At 72.1% G+C, this 19,131-nt stretch carries 17 protein-coding genes; 12 read left to right on the top strand and 5 right to left on the bottom strand.

The window, feature by feature from the left end; translation table 11 throughout:
- The first annotated feature begins 117 nt into the window (after positions 1–117).
- From BN2279_RS20740 to serA, 4 genes are all read left to right on the top strand, one after another.
- Positions 118–1,995 carry an acetolactate synthase large subunit gene (locus tag BN2279_RS20740; RefSeq protein WP_059011810.1) on the top strand — a complete coding sequence of 626 codons (1,878 nt, stop codon included), beginning with the start codon at positions 118–120 and terminating at the stop codon, positions 1,993–1,995.
- Positions 1,996–2,021: 26 nt separating this feature from the next.
- Positions 2,022–2,546 carry an acetolactate synthase small subunit gene (gene ilvN / locus BN2279_RS20735; RefSeq protein ID WP_059011808.1) on the top strand — a complete coding sequence of 175 codons (525 nt, stop codon included), beginning with the start codon at positions 2,022–2,024 and terminating at the stop codon, positions 2,544–2,546.
- Positions 2,547–2,636: 90 nt separating this feature from the next.
- Positions 2,637–3,635, top strand: coding sequence for a ketol-acid reductoisomerase (gene ilvC / locus BN2279_RS20730; RefSeq protein WP_059011806.1), 999 nt, complete (start codon positions 2,637–2,639; stop codon positions 3,633–3,635).
- 220 nt (positions 3,636–3,855) lie between these two features.
- The gene (serA, locus tag BN2279_RS20725; protein ID WP_059011804.1) at positions 3,856–5,445 is read left to right on the top strand and encodes a phosphoglycerate dehydrogenase; all 1,590 of its coding nucleotides are present in this window, start codon (positions 3,856–3,858) and stop codon (positions 5,443–5,445) included.
- A 33-nt stretch (positions 5,446–5,478) separates the two neighbouring features.
- Here serA and BN2279_RS20720 read toward each other — a convergent pair whose 3' ends face one another.
- From BN2279_RS20720 to BN2279_RS20710, 4 genes are all read right to left on the bottom strand, one after another.
- A complete protein-coding gene (locus BN2279_RS20720) occupies positions 5,479–6,519 on the bottom strand; it encodes an NAD(P)-dependent alcohol dehydrogenase (protein ID WP_059011802.1) in 1,041 nt (346 codons plus the stop codon).
- A 117-nt stretch (positions 6,520–6,636) separates the two neighbouring features.
- Positions 6,637–7,479 (bottom strand): aldo/keto reductase, encoded by an 843-nt coding sequence (locus BN2279_RS20715; protein ID WP_059011801.1) that lies wholly within the window; start codon positions 7,477–7,479, stop codon positions 6,637–6,639.
- Between the two features lie 68 nt (positions 7,480–7,547).
- Positions 7,548–7,793 carry a helix-turn-helix domain-containing protein gene (locus BN2279_RS31585; RefSeq protein ID WP_407702280.1) on the bottom strand — a complete coding sequence of 82 codons (246 nt, stop codon included), beginning with the start codon at positions 7,791–7,793 and terminating at the stop codon, positions 7,548–7,550.
- Between the two features lie 32 nt (positions 7,794–7,825).
- Entirely contained in the window at positions 7,826–8,737 is a 912-nt protein-coding gene (locus BN2279_RS20710) for a PucR family transcriptional regulator (protein ID WP_407702278.1), read from the bottom strand.
- Between the two features lie 121 nt (positions 8,738–8,858).
- On the opposite strand from BN2279_RS20710, the gene BN2279_RS20705 reads away from it, so the two are divergent.
- The 8 genes from BN2279_RS20705 (at position 8,859) to BN2279_RS20670 (ending at position 18,650) form a co-directional block, all read left to right on the top strand.
- Positions 8,859–9,845 (top strand): proline dehydrogenase family protein, encoded by a 987-nt coding sequence (locus tag BN2279_RS20705; protein ID WP_079032342.1) that lies wholly within the window; start codon positions 8,859–8,861, stop codon positions 9,843–9,845.
- A gap of 102 nt (positions 9,846–9,947) precedes the next feature.
- Positions 9,948–11,579 (top strand): L-glutamate gamma-semialdehyde dehydrogenase, encoded by a 1,632-nt coding sequence (gene pruA / locus BN2279_RS20700; RefSeq protein WP_059011799.1) that lies wholly within the window; start codon positions 9,948–9,950, stop codon positions 11,577–11,579.
- Positions 11,580–11,751: 172 nt separating this feature from the next.
- Positions 11,752–11,958, top strand: a complete 207-nt coding sequence (locus BN2279_RS20695; RefSeq protein ID WP_059011797.1) for a hypothetical protein — start codon at positions 11,752–11,754, stop codon at positions 11,956–11,958.
- A 10-nt stretch (positions 11,959–11,968) separates the two neighbouring features.
- Positions 11,969–13,018: a 3-isopropylmalate dehydrogenase gene (locus BN2279_RS20690; RefSeq protein WP_059011795.1), complete on the top strand. Its 1,050-nt coding sequence runs from the start codon at positions 11,969–11,971 to the stop codon at positions 13,016–13,018.
- A gap of 524 nt (positions 13,019–13,542) precedes the next feature.
- Complete coding sequence (locus tag BN2279_RS20685; protein ID WP_059011794.1) at positions 13,543–14,649, top strand: branched-chain amino acid aminotransferase; 1,107 nt, start codon at positions 13,543–13,545, stop codon at positions 14,647–14,649.
- A gap of 387 nt (positions 14,650–15,036) precedes the next feature.
- Complete coding sequence (cimA, locus tag BN2279_RS20680; RefSeq protein ID WP_059011792.1) at positions 15,037–16,650, top strand: citramalate synthase; 1,614 nt, start codon at positions 15,037–15,039, stop codon at positions 16,648–16,650.
- Between the two features lie 160 nt (positions 16,651–16,810).
- On the top strand, positions 16,811–18,406 hold the full coding sequence (locus BN2279_RS20675; protein ID WP_059011790.1) for an acyl-CoA carboxylase subunit beta: 1,596 nt from the start codon (positions 16,811–16,813) through the stop codon (positions 18,404–18,406).
- 22 nt (positions 18,407–18,428) lie between these two features.
- A complete protein-coding gene (locus BN2279_RS20670) occupies positions 18,429–18,650 on the top strand; it encodes an acyl-CoA carboxylase subunit epsilon (RefSeq protein ID WP_059011788.1) in 222 nt (73 codons plus the stop codon).
- Positions 18,651–18,747: 97 nt separating this feature from the next.
- Here the strand turns inward: BN2279_RS20670 and BN2279_RS30015 are convergent, their stop codons facing one another.
- Entirely contained in the window at positions 18,748–18,924 is a 177-nt protein-coding gene (locus BN2279_RS30015; protein WP_199827765.1) for a hypothetical protein, read from the bottom strand.
- Positions 18,925–19,131 lie beyond the last annotated feature (207 nt).

Raw genomic sequence — 19,131 nt, 5'->3', positions numbered from 1 at the left:
CCTCGCATGCCTCACGGCACGAGGGGTTTTTTGTTGCGACGACATCCGTCGCACAGGCACCACCGACCCGCACCCGCATCAGCACCACCACCCTCACACCCCGAGAAGAGAACGCCGATGACCGAGCAGGCCACCGGGGCTCCGAAGCCCCAGCCGCGGGCCCCTCGAAGCGGAGCACCGCAGCAGCCCACCGCCACCATCGAGCACGTGACGGGCGCGCAGTCCCTCATCCGCTCCCTCGAAGCCGTGGGCGCGGACACCGTCTTCGGTATCCCCGGCGGCGCCATCCTTCCCGCCTACGACCCGATGATGGACTCCACCGCCGTCCGTCACATCCTGGTCCGCCACGAGCAGGGCGCGGGCCACGCCGCCACCGGATACGCCCAGGCCACCGGCAAGGTCGGGGTGTGCATGGCCACCTCGGGTCCCGGCGCGACCAACCTGGTGACCCCCATCGCGGACGCCCACATGGACTCCGTGCCGCTGGTCGCGATCACCGGCCAGGTCGCCAGCCGGACCATCGGCACCGACGCCTTCCAGGAAGCCGACATCTGCGGCATCACCCTGCCGGTCACCAAGCACAACTTCCTCGTCACCGACCCGGCCGACATCCCGCGGGTGATCGCCGAGGCGTTCCACATCGCCTCCACCGGCCGGCCGGGCCCCGTGCTGGTCGACATCGCCAAGGACGCCCTGACCGGCTCCACCACCTTCTCCTGGCCGCCCACCCAGGACCTGCCGGGCTACCGCCCGGTCAGCCGTCCGCACGCCAAGCAGATCCGCGAGGCGGCCCGCCTGATCGCCGAGGCCAGGCGCCCGGTGTTCTACGTCGGCGGCGGCGTCATCAAGTCCGGCGCCTCGGCGGAGCTGCTGGCCCTGGCCGAGCTGACCGGCGTCCCGGTCACCACCACCCTGATGGCCCTGGGCTCCTTCCCCGACAGCCACCCGCAGCACCTGGGCATGCCCGGCATGCACGGCTCGGTCGCCGCCGTCACCGCCCTCCAGAAGGCCGACCTGATCGTCGCCCTCGGCGCCCGTTTCGACGACCGCGTCACCGGCCGGATCGACTCCTTCGCGCCCTTCGCCAAGGTCGTGCACGCCGACATCGACCCCGCCGAGATCGGCAAGAACCGCGTCGCGGACGTCCCCATCGTCGGTGACGTCAAGGAGGTCATGGCCGATCTCGCCGCCGCCCTGAGCGGCGAGGAGGCCGCCGCCTCGCGCGGCCCCGAGGCCGCCGAGCGGTACGCCGCCTGGTGGCGCCAGCTCGACCGGTGGCGCGAGACCTACCCGCTGGGCTACGACCTGCCCGAGGACGGCACGCTCTCGCCGCAGCAGGTCATCGAGCGCATCGGCCAACTGGCCCCGGCCAACACGATCTTCACCGCGGGCGTCGGCCAGCACCAGATGTGGGCCGCCCACTACCTGCCCTTCGAGCGCCCCGGCACCTGGCTCAACTCCGGCGGCCTGGGCACCATGGGCTACTCGGTCCCGGCCGCGATGGGCGCCAAGGCGGGCCGCCCCGACGCCACGGTCTGGGCGATCGACGGCGACGGCTGCTTCCAGATGACCAACCAGGAGCTGGTCACCGCCGCCCTGAACAACATCCCGATCAAGGTCGCCATCATCAACAACGGCGCCCTGGGCATGGTCCGCCAGTGGCAGACCCTCTTCTACAACCAGCGGTACTCCAACACCGTGCTGCACTCGGGCCCCGACGCCCCGGCCACCCCCGCCGCCGGCGCCGGGACCCGCGTCCCCGACTTCGTCAAGCTCGCCGACGCGATGGGCTGTGTCGGCCTGCGGTGCGAGGACCCCGCCCAGCTCGACGCCGTCATCGAGAAGGCCAACGCGATCAACGACCGCCCCGTCGTCGTCGACTTCATCGTCCACGAGGACGCCATGGTCTGGCCGATGGTCGCCGCCGGCACCTCCAACGACGAGGTCATGGCGGCCCGAGGGGTCCGCCCCGACTTCAGCGACGCCGACGACTGACCCACACGCCGAGGTAGCGAACCGACATGTCCAAGCACACCCTCTCCGTCCTGGTGGAGAACAAGCCCGGCGTCCTCTCCCGGATCACCTCGCTGTTCTCCCGCCGAGGTTTCAACATCGACTCCCTCGCGGTCGGCACCACCGAGCACCCCGAGGTCTCCCGCATCACGATCGTGGTCAACGTCGAGGCGCTCCCCCTCGAACAGGTCACCAAGCAGCTCAACAAGCTCGTCAACGTGCTGAAGATCGTGGAGCTGGACCCCTCGGCGGCCGTCAGCCGTGAGCTCGTTCTGGTGAAAGTCCGCGCCGACAACGAGACCCGCTCGCAGATCGTCGAGATCGTCCAGCTCTTCCGCGCCAAGACCGTGGACGTCGCGCCCGAGGCCGTCACCATCGAGGCGACCGGCAGCAGCGACAAGCTGGAGGCCATGCTCCGCATGCTGGAGCCGTTCGGCATCAAGGAGCTGGTGCAGTCCGGCGCCATCGCCATCGGCCGCGGCGCGCGGTCCATCACCGACCGCTCGCTGCGCGCCCTGGAACGGACCGCATAGCGAGACCGCACGTCCACCACCCGTCCGCACCGCTTACGGTGGTCCGCGAGCGCGGGACCACCCGCCAGGCAACAACAAGGAGAAGTCTCAGTGGCCGAGCTGTTCTACGACGACGACGCCGACCTGTCCATCATCCAGGGCCGTAAGGTCGCGGTCCTCGGCTACGGCAGCCAGGGACACGCCCACGCGCTGTCCCTGCGCGACTCGGGCGTCGACGTCCGGGTCGGCCTGCACGAGGGCTCGACGTCCCGCGTGAAGGCCGAGGAGCAGGGCCTGCGCGTGACCACGCCCGCCGAGGCCGCCGCCGAGGCCGACGTGATCATGATCCTGGTTCCCGACCCGATCCAGGGCAAGGTCTACGAGGAGTCGGTCCGCGACAACCTCCGGCCCGGCGACGCCCTCTTCTTCGGCCACGGCTTCAACATCCGCTTCGGCTTCATCCAGCCCCCGGCCGGCATCGACGTGTGCATGGTCGCCCCCAAGGGCCCGGGCCACCTGGTGCGCCGGCAGTACGAGGAGGGCCGCGGCGTCCCCTGTATCGCGGCGGTGGAGCAGGACGCCTCGGGCAACGCGTTCGCGCTGGCGCTCTCCTACGCCAAGGCGATCGGCGGCACCCGGGCCGGCGTCATCAAGACCACCTTCACCGAGGAGACCGAGACCGACCTCTTCGGCGAGCAGGCGGTGCTCTGCGGCGGCACCTCGGCGCTGGTGAAGGCCGGCTTCGAGACGCTGGTCGAGGCCGGTTACCAGCCGGAGATCGCGTACTTCGAGTGCCTCCACGAGCTGAAGCTGATCGTGGACCTCATGTACGAGGGCGGCCTGGAGAAGATGCGCTGGTCCGTCTCCGAGACCGCCGAGTGGGGCGACTACGTGTCGGGGCCGCGGGTCATCACCGCCGACACCAAGGCGGAGATGAAGCGCATCCTGGGCGAGATCCAGGACGGCACCTTCGCGAAGAACTGGATGGCCGAGTACGCGGCGGGCCTGCCCCGTTACAACGAGTACAAGAAGACGGACGGCGATCACCTCCTGGAGACCACGGGCAAGGAGCTGCGCAAGCTCATGAGCTGGGTCGACGACGAGCGCTGACCCTCCGGGGCCGGCCCGCCGTCCCCACCGCGGGAGTTCGCGCGATCGGGGCGGTGGCCTTCGTCAGACGTCTGGCGGAGAGCCACCGCGCCGATACACTGCACAGCATCGCCAAACGCGTCACAGGCTCACAGCGTCGTGCGTCTCCACGCGGCCTTCTCCCTCTCTCCCCGCCGTCGGCCGTCGGGACCCGGCCTACCGCAAAGGACCAGTGAGACCAGTGAGCAAGCCTGTCGTACTCATCGCCGAAGAGCTGTCGCCCGCGACCGTGGACGCCTTGGGCCCTGACTTCGAGATCCGGCACTGCGACGGCGCGGACCGCGCCGCCCTGCTGAACGCGATCGCGGACGTGGACGCCATCCTGATCCGCAGCGCGACCAAGGTGGACGCCGAGGCCATCGCCGCCGCCCGCCGCCTGAAGGTCGTCGCCCGCGCCGGCGTCGGCCTGGACAACGTGGACGTGGCCGCCGCCACCAAGGCGGGCGTGATGGTCGTCAACGCCCCCACCTCGAACATCGTGACCGCCGCCGAACTCGCCTGCGGTCTGATCATCTCCACGGCGCGCAACATCCCGCAGGCCAACGCCGCGCTGAAGAACGGCGAGTGGAAGCGGAGCAAGTACACCGGCGTCGAGCTGTCCGAGAAGACGCTCGGCGTGGTCGGCCTGGGCCGCATCGGGCTGCTCGTCGCGCAGCGCATGGCCGCGTTCGGCATGAGCGTCGTCGCCTACGACCCGTATGTGCAGCCCGCCCGCGCCGCCCAGTTGGGCGTCAAGCTGCTCACCCTGGACGAGCTGCTCGCCGCCTCCGACTTCATCAGCGTCCACCTGCCGAAGACCCCCGAGACGCTGGGCCTCATCGGCGACGAGGCGCTCCACAAGGTCAAGCCCTCGGTCCGCATCATCAACGCCGCCCGCGGCGGCATCGTGGACGAGGCGGCCCTGCTCTCCGCGCTGAAGGAGGGCCGCGTCGCCGGCGCCGGCCTCGACGTGTACGCGACGGAGCCCTGTACGGACTCGCCGCTCTTCGAGTTCGACACCGTCGTCTGCACCCCGCACCTGGGCGCCTCGACCGGCGAGGCCCAGGAGAAGGCCGGCATCTCGGTCGCCAAGTCGGTGCGCCTGGCGCTCGCCGGCGAGCTGGTGCCCGACGCGGTCAACGTGCAGGGCGGCGTCATCGCGCAGGACGTACGGCCGGGCCTGCCGCTGGCCGAGAAGCTGGGCCGCATCTTCACCGCGCTCGCCGGCGAGGTCGCGCAGCGGCTCGACGTCGAGGTCTGCGGCGAGATCACCCAGCACGACGTGAAGATCCTGGAGCTGTCCGCGCTCAAGGGCGTCTTCGAGGACGTCGTCGCCGAGACGGTCTCCTACGTCAACGCTCCCCTGTTCGCACAGGAGCGCGGCGTCGAGGTGCGGCTGACCACCAGCTCCGAGTCGCCCGACCACCGGAACCTGATCACCGTGCGCGGCACGCTGACCAGCGGCGAGGTCGTCTCCGTCTCGGGCACCCTGGCCGGGCCGAAGTACCTCCAGAAGATCGTCGCCATCGGCCAGCACACCGTGGACCTCGCGGTCGCCGACCACATGGCGTTCCTGCGCTACACCGACCGCCCCGGCATCGTCGGCGCGCTCGGCCGCATCCTGGGCGAGGCCGGCATCAACATCGCGGGCATGCAGGTCGCCCGCGCCGAGGAGGGCGGCGAGGCGCTGGTCGCCCTCACCGTGGACGGCACCATCCCGGCGCCGGTGCTCACCGAGATCGCCGAGGAGATCGGCGCCACCTCGGCGCGCGGGGTCGATCTCACCGACTGAGCGCCGCCGCGAGGCGACAGACGGCCGCGCCGTTCATCCGTGGGGGAGGATGACGGCGCGGCCGTTGACCTTTCCGGCGTGCAGCCGCTCGTACGCCAGCGGCGCCTCGTCGATGCCGTACGTCTCGACGCGGACCGCCACGGCGCCGGCCCTGGCCAGCGCCAGCACCTCGTCCAGCTCGCCCCGGCTGCCCCAGTACGGCGCGGTGACCTCCACGTCGAACGCGGTGGTGCCGATGCCGACCGGCAGCGCGCCGCCGCCGATTCCCACGATGGCCACGTCCCCCTCCACGGCGGCGACCGCGCCCGCCGTGGTCACGGTGGCCTGGGTGCCCACGAAGTCGAAGACGGCCTGGGCGCCGAGCCCGCCGGTCAGCTCCCGGACGCGCCCGGGGGCGTGCTCGTCCGACAGCACCGCCTCGTGCGCCCCCACCTCGCGGGCCAGCGCGAGCTTCTCCTCCGACACGTCCAGCGCGACGACCCGGCTCGGGGTCAGCGCGCGCAGCAACTGGATCGCGACGTGCCCGAGGCCGCCGGTGCCGATCACCACGGCGGTGGTGCCCGCCACCAGCTTGGGCAGCGACCGTTTGATCGCGTGGTACGGCGTCAGCCCCGCGTCGGTCAGCGGCACCGACGTCACCGGGTCCAGCCCGTCCAGCGGCAGCAGGAACCGCGCGTCGTCCACCAGCAGGTACTCGGCCATCGCGCCCGGCGCGCCCAGGCCCGGCGGGAAGATGCCCAGCTCGGCGGCGCGCAGGCAGTAGTTCTCCTTGCCCTCCGCGCACTTGGCGCAGCGCCCGCAGCCCTGCGGGCCGTAGACGGCGACCCGGTCGCCCTCCGCGATGCCGGTGACGCCCTCGCCCAGCGCCTCGACGGTGCCCGCGCCCTCGTGGCCGAGGGTGAGCGGCAGCGCGTACGGGAAGGTGTCGGCGGGCCGGCTCATCACGGCGATGTCGGAGTGGCAGACCCCGGCGGCGGTGACCTTCAGCAGCACCTGTCCCGGCCCAGGCTCCGGGTCCGGCACGGTCACGACCTCGGGCGCGGCGCCTATCTCCCGGTACTGGACGGCCTTCATGGCGTTTCCCCTTCGGCTCCCCGAGGCGGCGGGACGGCGGTCGGCATGCCGTCAGCGTAGGTCCGCCGCCGGCGCGGGACCGGGCGCGGATGCGCCATCCGGGTGGCGCATCCGCGGTCAGGCGTGCGGATCCGGCGGGTCCAGGCGGTCGAGGTGGGCGCGTTCCAGGCCGATCCGCTCCGCGGCGGCGTTCTCCTCCAGATGCGCGAGATCGGCGGTGCCCGGGATGGGGAGGATCACCGGCGAGCGGTGGAGCAGCCAGGCCAGCGCCACCTGTGCGGGGGTGACCCCGAGTTCGGCCGCGACGGCGCCGACCGGTGCGGTCCGGGCGGACGCCGCCGCGGGGGCGACGGGCCGCCAGGGGAGGAACGCGATCCCGGCCGCCTCGCAGGCGTCGAGCACGGGCTCGTGCGTACGGTCCAGCAGGCTGTAGCGGTTCTGCACACTGGCGATGTCGACGATCTCGCGGGCCCGGCGCAACTCGTCCACGGTGACCTCGGAGAGCCCGACGCGACCGATCCGGCCGGCGTCCCGCAACTCGCGCAGCGTGCCGAGCTGGTCGGCCGGCGGGACCGCTGGATCGATGCGGTGCAACTGGAGCAGCTCGATCCGCTCGACCCTCAGCCGGCGCAGGGCCTGCTCGACCTGGTCGCGCAGGATCTCCGGCCGCCCGTCGAGCTTCCACTCGCCTCCGGGCCCCGTCCGGGCGACACCGACCTTGGTGGTGATGAGCAGGTCGTCGGGGTAGGGGTGCAGCGCCTCGGCGAGCAGTTCCTCGTTGGCGCCCCCGCCGTACAGGTGCGCGGTGTCGATGAGGGTGATGCCCAGCTCGACGACCCGCCGGGCGACGGCGAGGGCGTTCTCCCGGCCCGGGCCGGGCTCGGTCGCCAGGTGCATGGCGCCGAACCCGAGACGCCGCACGGGCAGGTCACCGCCGACGCGGAAGGTGGTCGTTGTCATGCGCCGGAGCCTAGAAGTTCATCCGCGCTTGAGGTCAACCGCTCCCCGGCGGGCGGCGCCGTCGCGCGTCAGTCGGCGGGCGCCGCGGGGCCGGTCAGGCGGGCCGCCTTCAGGGCCATGTGCAGCAGCAGCCGGTCCTCGCCGGAGGCCAGGTCGAGGCCGGTGAGGCGCTCGACCCGGCTCAGGCGGTAGTACAGCGTCTGGCGGTGCACGCCCAGCGCCGCCGCCGTACGGGTCGCCCCGCCCGCGTGGTCCAGGAACGTCTCCGCCGTGCGGGCCAGCTCCCGGTGCTCGGGGCGGAGCAACGGCCGCACCGCCGGGTCGGGGTCGCCGCCCGGCAGCGCGGTCAGCAGCCGGTACGGGCCCAGGTCCCCCCACTGGGCCAGACCCGCGAACCGGCCCTCCGCGCCCGCCGCCCGCGCCGCGGCCAGCGCCTCCCCCCACGCGCCGGGCAGCTCCCGCGGATCGCGCCGCGCCGACCCCGGCCGCGCCCCCGTCGCCGCGCAGCCGCGCGGCGACCGGCGCGCGGCCTGCCTCCTACACCCATCTCCCGGCCCACGAGACAGGCAGCCAGCATGACTGCCCTTTTATGCCTCGTGCGCCGACAGCGACGAGTGGGTATCGGGGCCGGGCCGCCCCCCGCCCCGCCCTCGCCCAGCTCGCCGGCGGGCGGCACCGGCGGGTCCGCCCCCGGCTCCCCCGGCACGCCGCCCCCCCCGGTCAGCGGCCCCTCCGCCGGGGCGCCGAGGGCCGCCGCCAGCTCCCGGGCCGCGCCCGGGGTGGCCGCCGTGAGCGCGGCGCGCAGCAGCTCGCCCAGCCGGGCGCCCGCCCGGGCCTCCTCGGCGAGCAGCGCCCCGATCCGCCCGGCCACCACCATGGCGTCGTCCAGCCGGGGGTCGCCCGGCGTCACGGCGCCGTCGTCCAGCAGCCACAGGTACCCGTACACCACCGGCCCGTGCCGGACGGGCAGGCAGACGCGGCCGGTGAGCACCCCGGCCGCCGGCTCGGGCGGGATGCGCACCGGCCGCCGCGCGGTCGCGATGCCGAAGCTCTCGAACCACTCGCGGACGGCGGGCGCCGAACGCCGCCGCAGGATGGTGCGGGTGCGGACCGGATCCATCACCCGGTCGTCCTCGCTGTCGTGCGCGCCGAACGCGATCAGCCGGAAGTCGCGGCCCTCCAGCGTCGCCGGGGTGCCGAGCAGCGCGCAGACCTCGTCCACCAGCTCCTGGTAGTCCACCGCTCCATTCTCCGCCACGCCGTCATACACATGTCTGAGATCCGGGACACGAATCCGCGACACCTGTCCGTGGCCGCCGGGGCGGGCGATCCTTACCGTCCCGGGTAAGCGAAGAGGCGACCCACCGTCGGAGGTGCCCGTGCTCGGACCAGGCCCCCTACTCCTCGCCGCGGCGCGCAGCGACACCGTCCGGCGCCTCGTCTCCGCCGCGCCCGTCACCCGGCCCGTGGTCGACCGTTTCGTCGCGGGCGAGCGGCTCGCGGACGCCGTCCAGGTCGTCACCGGCCTCGTCGCGCGCGGTCTCGACGTCACCCTCGACCACCTCGGCGAGCACGTCACGGACGCGGCCGAGGCGCGGCGCGCCCGCGACGCGTATCTCGCCCTCGCCGAGGCCCTGGCGGCCGAGAAGCTGGGGGAGCGGGCCGAGCTGTCGGTGAAGCTGTCCGCGTTCGGGCAGGCGCTCCCCGGCGGCCACGACCTGGCGTACCGCACCGTTCTGCCGGTGGTGGAGGCCGCCGCCGCGGCGGGCACCACCGTGACCCTCGACATGGAGGACCACACGACGACCGACTCGACCCTGGCGATCCTGCGCGACCTGCGGACACGCTTCCCGCGCACCGGCGCCGTGGTCCAGTCGTACCTGTACCGCACCGAGGACGACTGCCGGGCGCTGGCGGCGGCCGGTGCCCGGGTCCGGCTGGTCAAGGGCGCCTACCAGGAGCCCACCTCCGTCGCGTACCGGGACCGGCGCGCGGTGGACCGCTCCTACGCGCGCTGCCTGCGCGTCCTGATGGCCGGTGACGCCTACCCGATGGTCGCCACCCACGACCCTCGCCTGATCGCGATCGCCGGTGCCCTGGCCGCGCGGTACGGCCGGGGCCCGGAGGCGTACGAGTACCAGATGCTGCGCGGCGTCCGCCCCGACGAGCAGATCCGGCTCGCCGCCCGGGGCCACCGGGTGCGCGTCTACGTCCCCTACGGCACCGACTGGTACGGCTACTTCACGCGCCGCCTCGCCGAGCGCCCCGCCAACCCTGTACCCTACACCCAGCTGACGCTGACGCCGGAGAGGCAAGTGTATGGTTATGTTGTGGTAGATGCGGTACTGGGCTGGGATCAGGGATGAGGTTGATATTTTTTTTTTTTTTTAAAGAAAAAGCGGGAAGAGGATTTTTCTGCCTGTCGCGGGGGCGGGGAGATGTGTAAAAGAGACGGGGAGACGACGGCCATGGACGCCGTGACCCAGGTCCCCCCGCCGGTGAACGAGCCGGTGCACACCTACGCCCCCGGCACCGCCGAGCGCGCCCGGCTGGAGCGGAAGCTCAAGGAGCTGGCGGGGAACCCGATCGAGCTGCCGATGACCATCGGCGGCGTGGAACGGATGGGCGGCGGCGAGCGCTTCGACGTCGTGCAGCCGCACCGCCACCGGGCCCGTCTCGGCACCGCGGCCGAGGCCACCGCCCGGGACGCGGCGGACGCGATCGACGCGGCCCTGGCCGCCGCGCCCCGCTGGCGGGCGCTGTCGTTCGACGACCGGGCCGCGGTCTTCCTGCGGGCCGCCGAGCTGCTGTCCGGGCCGTGGCGGGAGACGATCGCGGCCTCGACCATGCTGGGCCAGTCCAAGACCGCGCAGCAGGCGGAGATCGACGCCCCGTGCGAGCTGATCGACTTCTGGCGCTTCAACGTCCACTTCGCCCGCGAGATCCTCGCCGAGCAGCCCCCCGCGCACTCCCCGGGCGTCTGGAACCGGATGGACTACCGCCCGCTGGAGGGGTTCGTCTACGCGATCACCCCGTTCAACTTCACGGCGATCGCGGGCAACCTGCCGACCGCCCCCGCCCTGATGGGCAACGTGGTGCTGTGGAAACCCGCCCCCACGCAGACGCACGCCGCCGTGCTGTTGATGCGGCTGCTGCGCGAGGCCGGCCTGCCGGACGGCGTGATCAACCTGCTGACCGGCGACGGCCGGGCCGTCTCCGAGGTGGCCCTGCCCCATCCCGAGCTGGCCGGGATCCACTTCACCGGCTCCACCGCGACGTTCCGCCACCTGTGGCAGCAGGTCGGCGAGAACATCGCCCGCTACCGCGCCTACCCGAGGATCGTGGGCGAGACGGGCGGCAAGGACTTCATCGTCGTCCACCCCAGCGCCGACCCGGACGTGGTGCGGACCGCGATGACGCGCGGCGCGTTCGAGTACCAGGGCCAGAAGTGCTCGGCCGCCTCCCGCGCCTACGTCCCGCGCTCGCTGTGGGAGGGCGGGCTGCGGGACGCGGTGGCCGCCGAGACCGACGGGCTGTCGATGGGCGACCCGACCGACCTGTCGCACTTCATGGCCGCGGTCATCGACGCCCGCGCCTTCGCCAAGAGCAAGGCGGCGATCGACCTGGCCCGGACCGATCCGGCGTGCGAGATCGTCGCGGGCGGCCGGTACGACGACTCGCTGGGGTACTTCGTCCGGCCCACGGTCCTCACCTGCGCCGACCCGGAGCACGAGGTGTTCACCACCGAGTACTTCGGGCCGATCCTGGCCGTCCACGTCTACGAGGACGACGACTTCGAGGCGATGCTCGGCCACATGGAATCGGTCGCGGACTACGCCCTGACCGGCGCGTTCTTCGCCCGCGACCGCGCGGCGGCGGCGCTGGCCACCGAGCGGCTGCGGTTCGCCGCGGGCAACTTCTACCTCAACGACAAGCCGACCGGCGCCGTCGTCGGCCAGCAGCCCTTCGGCGGCTCCCGCGCCTCGGGCACCAACGACAAGGCGGGCTCCAAGCTCAATCTGCTGCGCTGGACGTCCCCGCGCGCCATCAAGGAGACCCTGGTCCCGCCGACCGACTACCGCTACCCGCACATGGGCTGAGCCGGGCCGGCCGGGGCGCCTCACCAGGGCTTCCGGCCGCCCGCGTCTCACATAGTAGGACGACCGCATATATGGCGGGACACCACGGCGGATCGCCGCTAACTTTGTGGAGGTCGTACTCCGGGCACCGTGGCCCGGCGTCGCCCGGCACCCCCACAGGAGCTGATCCGTCATGGACGCAACCCTCACTCCGCGCCGGCTGAGCGGGACGGCCCTCGCCCGCGCCCGCGCCGCCACCCGCGCCGCGGGGGACGACACCCGGCGCGAGGCCGCCGCCGCGCTCCAGCGCGCGATCGACCGCAGGGACAACGGCGGCGCCGGCGAACCCGGCCCGTCCGCATCGTGGACGGACCCGGCCGGTCCTCGGAACGCGGCGTAGGGTCCCCCGCATGGCTCGGAGTATCGATCTCGCGGTGATTCCCGGTGACGGCATCGGCCCGGAGGTGGTCGCGGAGGGACTGAAGGTCCTGACCGCCGCCCTGCCCGGCGACGTCAAGCTGGAGACGACGCGGTACGACCTGGGTGCCCGGCGCTGGCACGACACCGGTGAGACCCTGCCCGACGCCGACCTGGAGCGGCTGAAGGGGCACGACGCGATCCTGCTCGGCGCCATCGGCGACCCGTCGGTGCCGTCCGGGGTCCTGGAGCGCGGGCTGCTGCTGAAGCTGCGCTTCGCGTTCGACCACTACGTGAACCTCCGGCCCAGCCGCCTCTTCCCGAACACCGCCACACCCCTGGCGGGCAGCCCCTCCATCGACTTCGTCGTCGTCCGCGAGGGCACCGAGGGTCCGTACGTCGGCAACGGCGGCTCGATGCGCACCGGCACCCCCGCCGAGGTCGCCACCGAGGTCAGCATCAACACGGCGTACGGCGTCGAGCGCGTCGTGCGCGACGCCTTCGAGCGCGCCGCCGCCCGCGAGGCGAAGAAGCTGACGCTGGTCCACAAGAACAACGTCCTGGTCCACGCCGGCCACCTGTGGAAGAACACGGTGGACCGCGTCGGCCTGGAGTACCCGCAGGTCACCACCGACTACCTGCATGTCGACGCCGCGACGATCTTCATGGTCACCCAGCCGCAGCGCTTCGACGTGATCGTCACCGACAACCTGTTCGGCGACATCCTCACCGACCTGGCCGCCGCCGTCACCGGCGGCATCGGCCTCGCGGCGTCGGGGAACATCAACCCGGCGCGCACCTTCCCGTCGATGTTCGAGCCGGTCCACGGCTCCGCGCCCGACATCGCGGGCACCGGCAAGGCCGACCCGACCGCGACCGTGCTGTCCGTCGCCCTGCTGCTGCGTCACCTCGGTCACGAGTCCGAGGCCGCCCGCATCGAGGAGGCCGTCACCGCGGACCTGGCCGAGCGCGACGCCGCCGCCCCGCGCACCACCGAGACCATCGGGGACGCGCTGGCGGAACGAGTATCCGGTCTGTCCTAGACCCGCCGGTCACGCCGCCGGGTCCTGGCACCCGGCGGTCACCCCGCGTGAGGGGTGGGCAAGTCCTCCGCCGGGTGTCACCATCCCCCTCAGGACCGCCCCCCCCCCCCTCTCTTATACACATCTCACCCTACACACCTGTCACCTCCCATCACGGTTGGGCGGCGCCGTCGCTGTGCAATCTACCCACAACCGATGACATCCGTAGCAGTATAATCTCGGCCACAGGACTTGTATGTACGGCTGCGATGAATTGATCGAGAGTGTTGTATACTCGAGTGCCGGCTCTGACTTGCACATTTAGCTGTGTTGGTTGAAGAGTGCACGGGCCCACCGAAATCTACCACTATCCTCTCGGCCGGCGGCGTCAGAGGTGTAAAAGAGACGGGCCCGCACGGCACGCGGGCCCCCGCGCCATAATCGGACGCGGGGCCCACGCATCCCCGGTTGCTCGGATGCCCTAGTACCGCGTCGGGCGACGGATCAGGCGGCCCGCTCCACCCTTGACGTGAAGGACGCCCACCATGACGACGCCCGCCATCCCCTTCGACCTCAAGCCCGCCGCGCAGCCGCTGTCCGAGGCGGAACGCGAAGCGGTGCTCGCCGACCCCGGGTTCGGCCGGTACTTCACCGATCACATGGTCACCATCCGGTGGACGGAGGGGCGGGGCTGGCACGACGCGCGCCTCCAGCCCTACGCCCCGATCCCGATGGACCCGGCGACCCAGGCACTGCACTACGGGCAGGAGATCTTCGAGGGGCTGAAGGCGTACCGCCAGCCCGACGGCTCCGTGGCCGTCTTCCGCCCCGACGCCAACGCCCTGCGGTTCCAGCGCTCGGCCCGCCGGCTGGCGATGCCCGAGCTGCCGGTCGAGACGTTCGTGGAGGCCATCGACGTCCTGCTCGCCCAGGACGCGGCGTGGGTCCCCGCCGCGGGTGAACAGTCGCTGTACCTGCGGCCGTTCATGTTCGCCAGCGAGGTCGGCCTCGGCATCAACCGCCCGGCCAACGAGTACCTCTTCCTCCTCATCGCCTCGCCGGCCGGCGCCTACTTCGCCAAGGGCGTCAAGCCCGTTTCCGTGTGGCTGTCCACGGAGTACGTCCGGGCCGCCCCCGGCGGCACCGGCGAGGCCAAGTGCGCGGGCAACTACGCCGCCTCCTTCGTCGCCCAGGCCGAGGCCACCGCGCACGGCTGCGACCAGGTCGTCTGGCTGGACGCCACCGAGCGCCGCTGGATCGAGGAGATGGGCGGCATGAACCTGTACTTCGTGCAGGGCTCGGGCAGCGACGCCAGGATCGTCACCCCCGGCCTCACCGGCACCCTGCTGCCCGGCATCACCCGGGACTCCCTGCTGCGCATCGCCGCCGACCTCGGCCACGGAACGGGCGAGGTCCGCATCTCCACGGACGACTGGCGCGAGGGCAACGCGAACGGCACCATCACCGAGGTCTTCGCCTGCGGCACCGCCGCCGTGATCACCCCCGTCGGTTCGGTGAAGTCGGCCGCCGCCTCCTGGACGGTCGGCGACGGACAGCCCGGCCCGGTCACCATGCGGCTGCGCGAGGAGCTCCTCGGCATCCAGACCGGCCGCGTCCCGGACCGCCACGGCTGGATGCACCGCGTCGGCTGACCGCTCGCTGTCCGCGTTCCCGTGCGACCCGGCCCACCGGCCGCGCCGCACGGGAACGTCCGGCCGGATCGGTCCCGGTCGTCCCGGTCGACCGGGGTATGTCCGGATCGTGAGACGGTGCGCGGCTCGCGCGCTCCGTGTGCCACACTGACGACGTGCTCTCGTTCGCCATGATTATCGGTGACAGGCGCGCCGGTCCGCAGTGACCGCCCACCCGCTCGAACCCCGCGGGAGCGGCCACCTCGCCCCAGACCCGCGCGCAGACCTCTCGCATCCGCGAGAGGTTTTTTCGTTTTCCGGCCCCACCGGGCCGGGAGCGGGAGCGCACGGAGCGGGGGGCGGTGGAGCCAGGCAGACACACGCATCCATCCGACAGGAGTTCCCGCCATGACGACGGACGCCCTGGACACGCGGTCCCCCAGTGACGGCTTCCATGTGTTCGACACCACCCTGCGCGACGGCGCCCAGCGCGAGGGCATCAGCCTCACCGTCGCCGACAAGCTCACCATCGCCCGCCACCTGGACGACTTCGGCGTCGGCTTCATCGAGGGCGGCTGGCCGGGCGCCAACCCCAGGGACACCGAGTTCTTCCGGCGCGCCCAGGCCGAGATCCAGTTCCGGCACGCCCAACTGGTGGCCTTCGGCGCCACCCGCAAGGCGGGCGCCGATGTCGCCGACGACCCGCAGGTCCGCGCGCTGATCGACTCCGGCGCCCCCGTCGTCACCATCGTCGCCAAGTCCCACGACCGCCACGTCGAACTGGCCCTGCGCACCACGCTGGAGGAGAACCTGGCCATGGTCAGGGACACCGTGGCGCACCTGCGGGCCCACGGCCGCCGGGTCTTCGTCGACTGCGAGCACTTCTTCGACGGCTACGCGGCCAACCCCGGCTACGCGCTGGACGTCGTCCGCGCCGCGCACGGCGCCGGCGCCGACGTGGTGGTGCTGTGCGACACCAACGGCGGCATGCTCCCCGCCCGGGTCCAGGCCGTCGTCCGCACCGTGGTCGCCGACACCGGCGCCCGGCTCGGCATCCACGCGCAGGACGACACCGGCTGCGCCGTCGCCAACACCCTGGCCGCCGTGGACGGCGGTGCCACCCACGTGCAGTGCACCGCCAACGGCTACGGCGAGCGCGTCGGCAACGCCAACCTCTTCCCCGTGGTCGCCGCCCTGGAGCTGAAGTACGACCGGCGCGTGCTGCCCCCCGGCACCCTGACCGAGATGACCCGCATCTCGCACGCGATCGCCGAGGTCGTCAACCTCACCCCCGCCACCCACCAGCCCTACGTCGGGGTCTCCGCCTTCGCCCACAAGGGCGGTCTGCACGCCTCGGCCATCAAGGTCGACCCGGACCTGTACCAGCACATCGACCCCGAGCTGGTCGGCAACTCGATGCGGATGCTCGTCTCCGACATGGCGGGCCGCGCCTCCATCGAGCTCAAGGGCAAGGAGCTGGGCTACGACCTCGACGACCGCGACCTGGTCGGCCGGATCGTGGAACGGGTCAAGGAGCGCGAGCTGCGCGGCTTCACCTACGAGGCCGCCGACGCCTCGTTCGAACTGCTGCTGCGCGACGAGGTGCACGGACAGCCGCAGCGCTTCTTCCGCCTGGAGTCATGGCGTACGATCACCGACCAGCGCGCCGACGGCTCGATGGAGAACGAGGCGACCGTCCGGATCTGGGCCAAGGGGGAGCGGGTTCTCGCCAGCGGCGAGGGCAACGGGCCGGTCAACGCGCTGGACCGGGCGCTGCGCGCCGGGCTGGAGCGGACCTTCCCCGAGCTGGCCCGGCTGACCCTGGTGGACTACAAGGTCCGCATCCTGGCCGGGAAGCACGGCACCCAGTCCACGACCCGGGTGCTGATCACCACCAGCGACGGCACCGCCGAGTGGTCCACCGTGGGCGTGGCGGAGAACGTCATCGCCGCGTCCTGGCAGGCGCTGGACGACGCGTACACCTACGGGCTGCTGCGCGCCGGACTGCGGCCGGGCGACTGACTGTCCGGAACCGACAAAGCCACGCCGGGCGGCGCTGTCAGTTCACTGCACTGCGCCCCCCGGCGCACTCTGGTTCTGTCCAGCGCGGCCATGATTCCGGGACGGAGACTGTCCGGATCCGACGAGTCCACGGAGGGGTCCGGTTTCGTAGGGTCTATACATGACCGATCAAGCTGAGACCGATCTCTCCGAACCGGTAGCCGTCATCGACGCCCGAGGGAGGGTCGAGGAGCTCCGCGCCATCCGTGACGAGGCGCTCCGCGGTCCCTCGGAGAAGGCGACCGAGGCGCAGCACGCCAAGGGCAAGCTGACGGCACGGGAGCGGATCGGTCTGCTGCTGGACGAAGGGTCCTTCCAGGAAGTGGGTGTCCTGCGGCGGCACCGGGCCTCGGGTTTCGGTCTCGAGGCCAAGAAGCCGTACACCGACGGGGTGGTCACGGGCTGGGGGACGGTGCACGGGCGGACGGTCTTCGTCTACGCCCACGACTTCAGGATCTTCGGCGGCGCGCTGGGCGAGGCCCACGCCGCCAAGATCCACAAGATCATGGACATGGCCATGGCGGCGGGCGCGCCGCTGGTGTCCCTGAACGACGGCGCGGGCGCCCGCATCCAGGAGGGTGTGTCGGCGCTCGCGGGCTATGGCGGCATCTTCCAGCGGAACACCCGGGCTTCCGGGGTGATCCCGCAGATCAGCGTGATGCTCGGCCCGTGCGCGGGCGGCGCGGCGTACTCGCCGGCGCTGACGGACTTCGTGTTCATGGTCCGGGAGACCGCGCAGATGTTCATCACCGGCCCGGACGTCGTGCAGGCCGTGACCGGCGCCCAGGTCACGCAGAACGGGCTCGGCGGCGCGGACGTGCACGCCGGCACCTCCGGGGTGGCGCACTTCGCCTACGACGACGAGGAGTCCTGCATCGAGGAGGTGCGGTTCCTGCTGTCGATGCTCCCGCAGAACAACCGGGAGAACCCGCCGGTCCTGCCCACCGAGGACCCGGCGGACCGGCGCTGCGAGGCGCTGGTGGACCTGGTCCCCAGCGACGGCAACCGGCCGTACGACATGCGGGCCGTCATCGAGGAGATCGTGGACGACGGGGAGTTCCTGGAGATCCACGAGCGCTGGGCGGGGAACATCCTGTGTGCTCTGTCCCGCCTCGACGGCCAGGTGGTCGGCATCGTCGCCAACCAGCCGCAGTCCCTGGCCGGCGTCCTGGACATCTCCGCCTCCGAGAAGGCGGCGCGCTTCGTCCAGATGTGCGACGCCTTCAACATCCCGATCATCACGCTGCTGGACGTCCCCGGCTTCCTGCCGGGCGTCGACCAGGAGCACGGCGGCATCATCCGGCACGGCGCCAAGCTGCTGTACGCGTACTGCAACGCGACGGTCCCCCGGGTCTCGGTCGTGCTGCGCAAGGCGTACGGCGGGGCGTACATCGTGATGGACTCCCAGTCCATCGGCGCCGACGTGACGCTCGCCTGGCCGACCAACGAGATCGCGGTGATGGGCGCCGACGGTGCCGCCAACGTCATCTTCCGCCGTCAGATCGCCGGTGCCGACGACCCCGACGCCATGCGCGCCCGGATGGTCAAGGAGTACAAGGCCGAGCTGATGCATCCCTACTACGCCGCGGAACGCGGGCTCGTCGACGACGTGATCGAGCCGGCCGAGACCCGTGAGGTCCTCATCCGCACCCTGGCGATGCTGCGCACCAAGCACGCCGATCTGCCCGCCCGCAAGCACGGCAATCCGCCGCAGTGAGCCACCTCAAGGAGAGCTGACGATGAGCCCCGAGACGATCACCGCCCCCGCCCCGCATCTGGTCCGCGTGGAGAAGGGGCAGGCCAGCGCCGAGGAGCTGGCCGCGGTGACCGCCCTGCTGATGGCCCGTGCCTCGTCGCGGCACGCCGCCACCGGCGAGGACGACGCCGACCGCAGCCCCGCGGTCTGGCGGCGCCTGGAGCGGGCCCGGTCCTACCGCGCCCCGCATAGCTGGCAGGGCTGACACCCCGGCGGGAGGAGACACCGCCGACCGTCACAGGAGCGCCGCCCCGGCCCATGATCACCATGGGCCGGGGCGGCGCCGCGCGTGGTGCGCGGGGTTACGCGCCCGGCCGCACGTCGAGGACCGTGCGGCGCGGGTTCGCGGTCTGCCGGGGCAGCTCCGCCGAACGCGCCCCGGGCAGCGCGGCCGGGGCGAGCCCGGCGGCGTCCGCGAGATGGGCCAGCGTGGTGCGCCGGGGGTTGGCGAGGGAGCGCAGGGTCATGGTGGTCTTCACGGTGTTCCTCACGGTGTGCTGCCTCGGATCCGTCGGTGCCGGGATCGCGTCACGATGAGATTAGTGCGCCTCCTTTACCCGTCCCAAGCCGGGACACAGTCCACTCGAAGGTGTGAGTTTCCTCACCAGTAGCCTGACAAAAAGGGAGTAACGGACTAATGCATGTATAGGGCGAAGCGCACATATCACATCAAGTACCCATCTTCT

Source organism: Streptomyces specialis, from assembly GCF_001493375.1.
GTDB lineage: Bacteria > Actinomycetota > Actinomycetes > Streptomycetales > Streptomycetaceae > Streptomyces > Streptomyces specialis.
The sequence above is the reverse complement of the archived record's forward strand: the minus strand, read 5'-3'. Positions and strand labels throughout refer to the sequence as shown.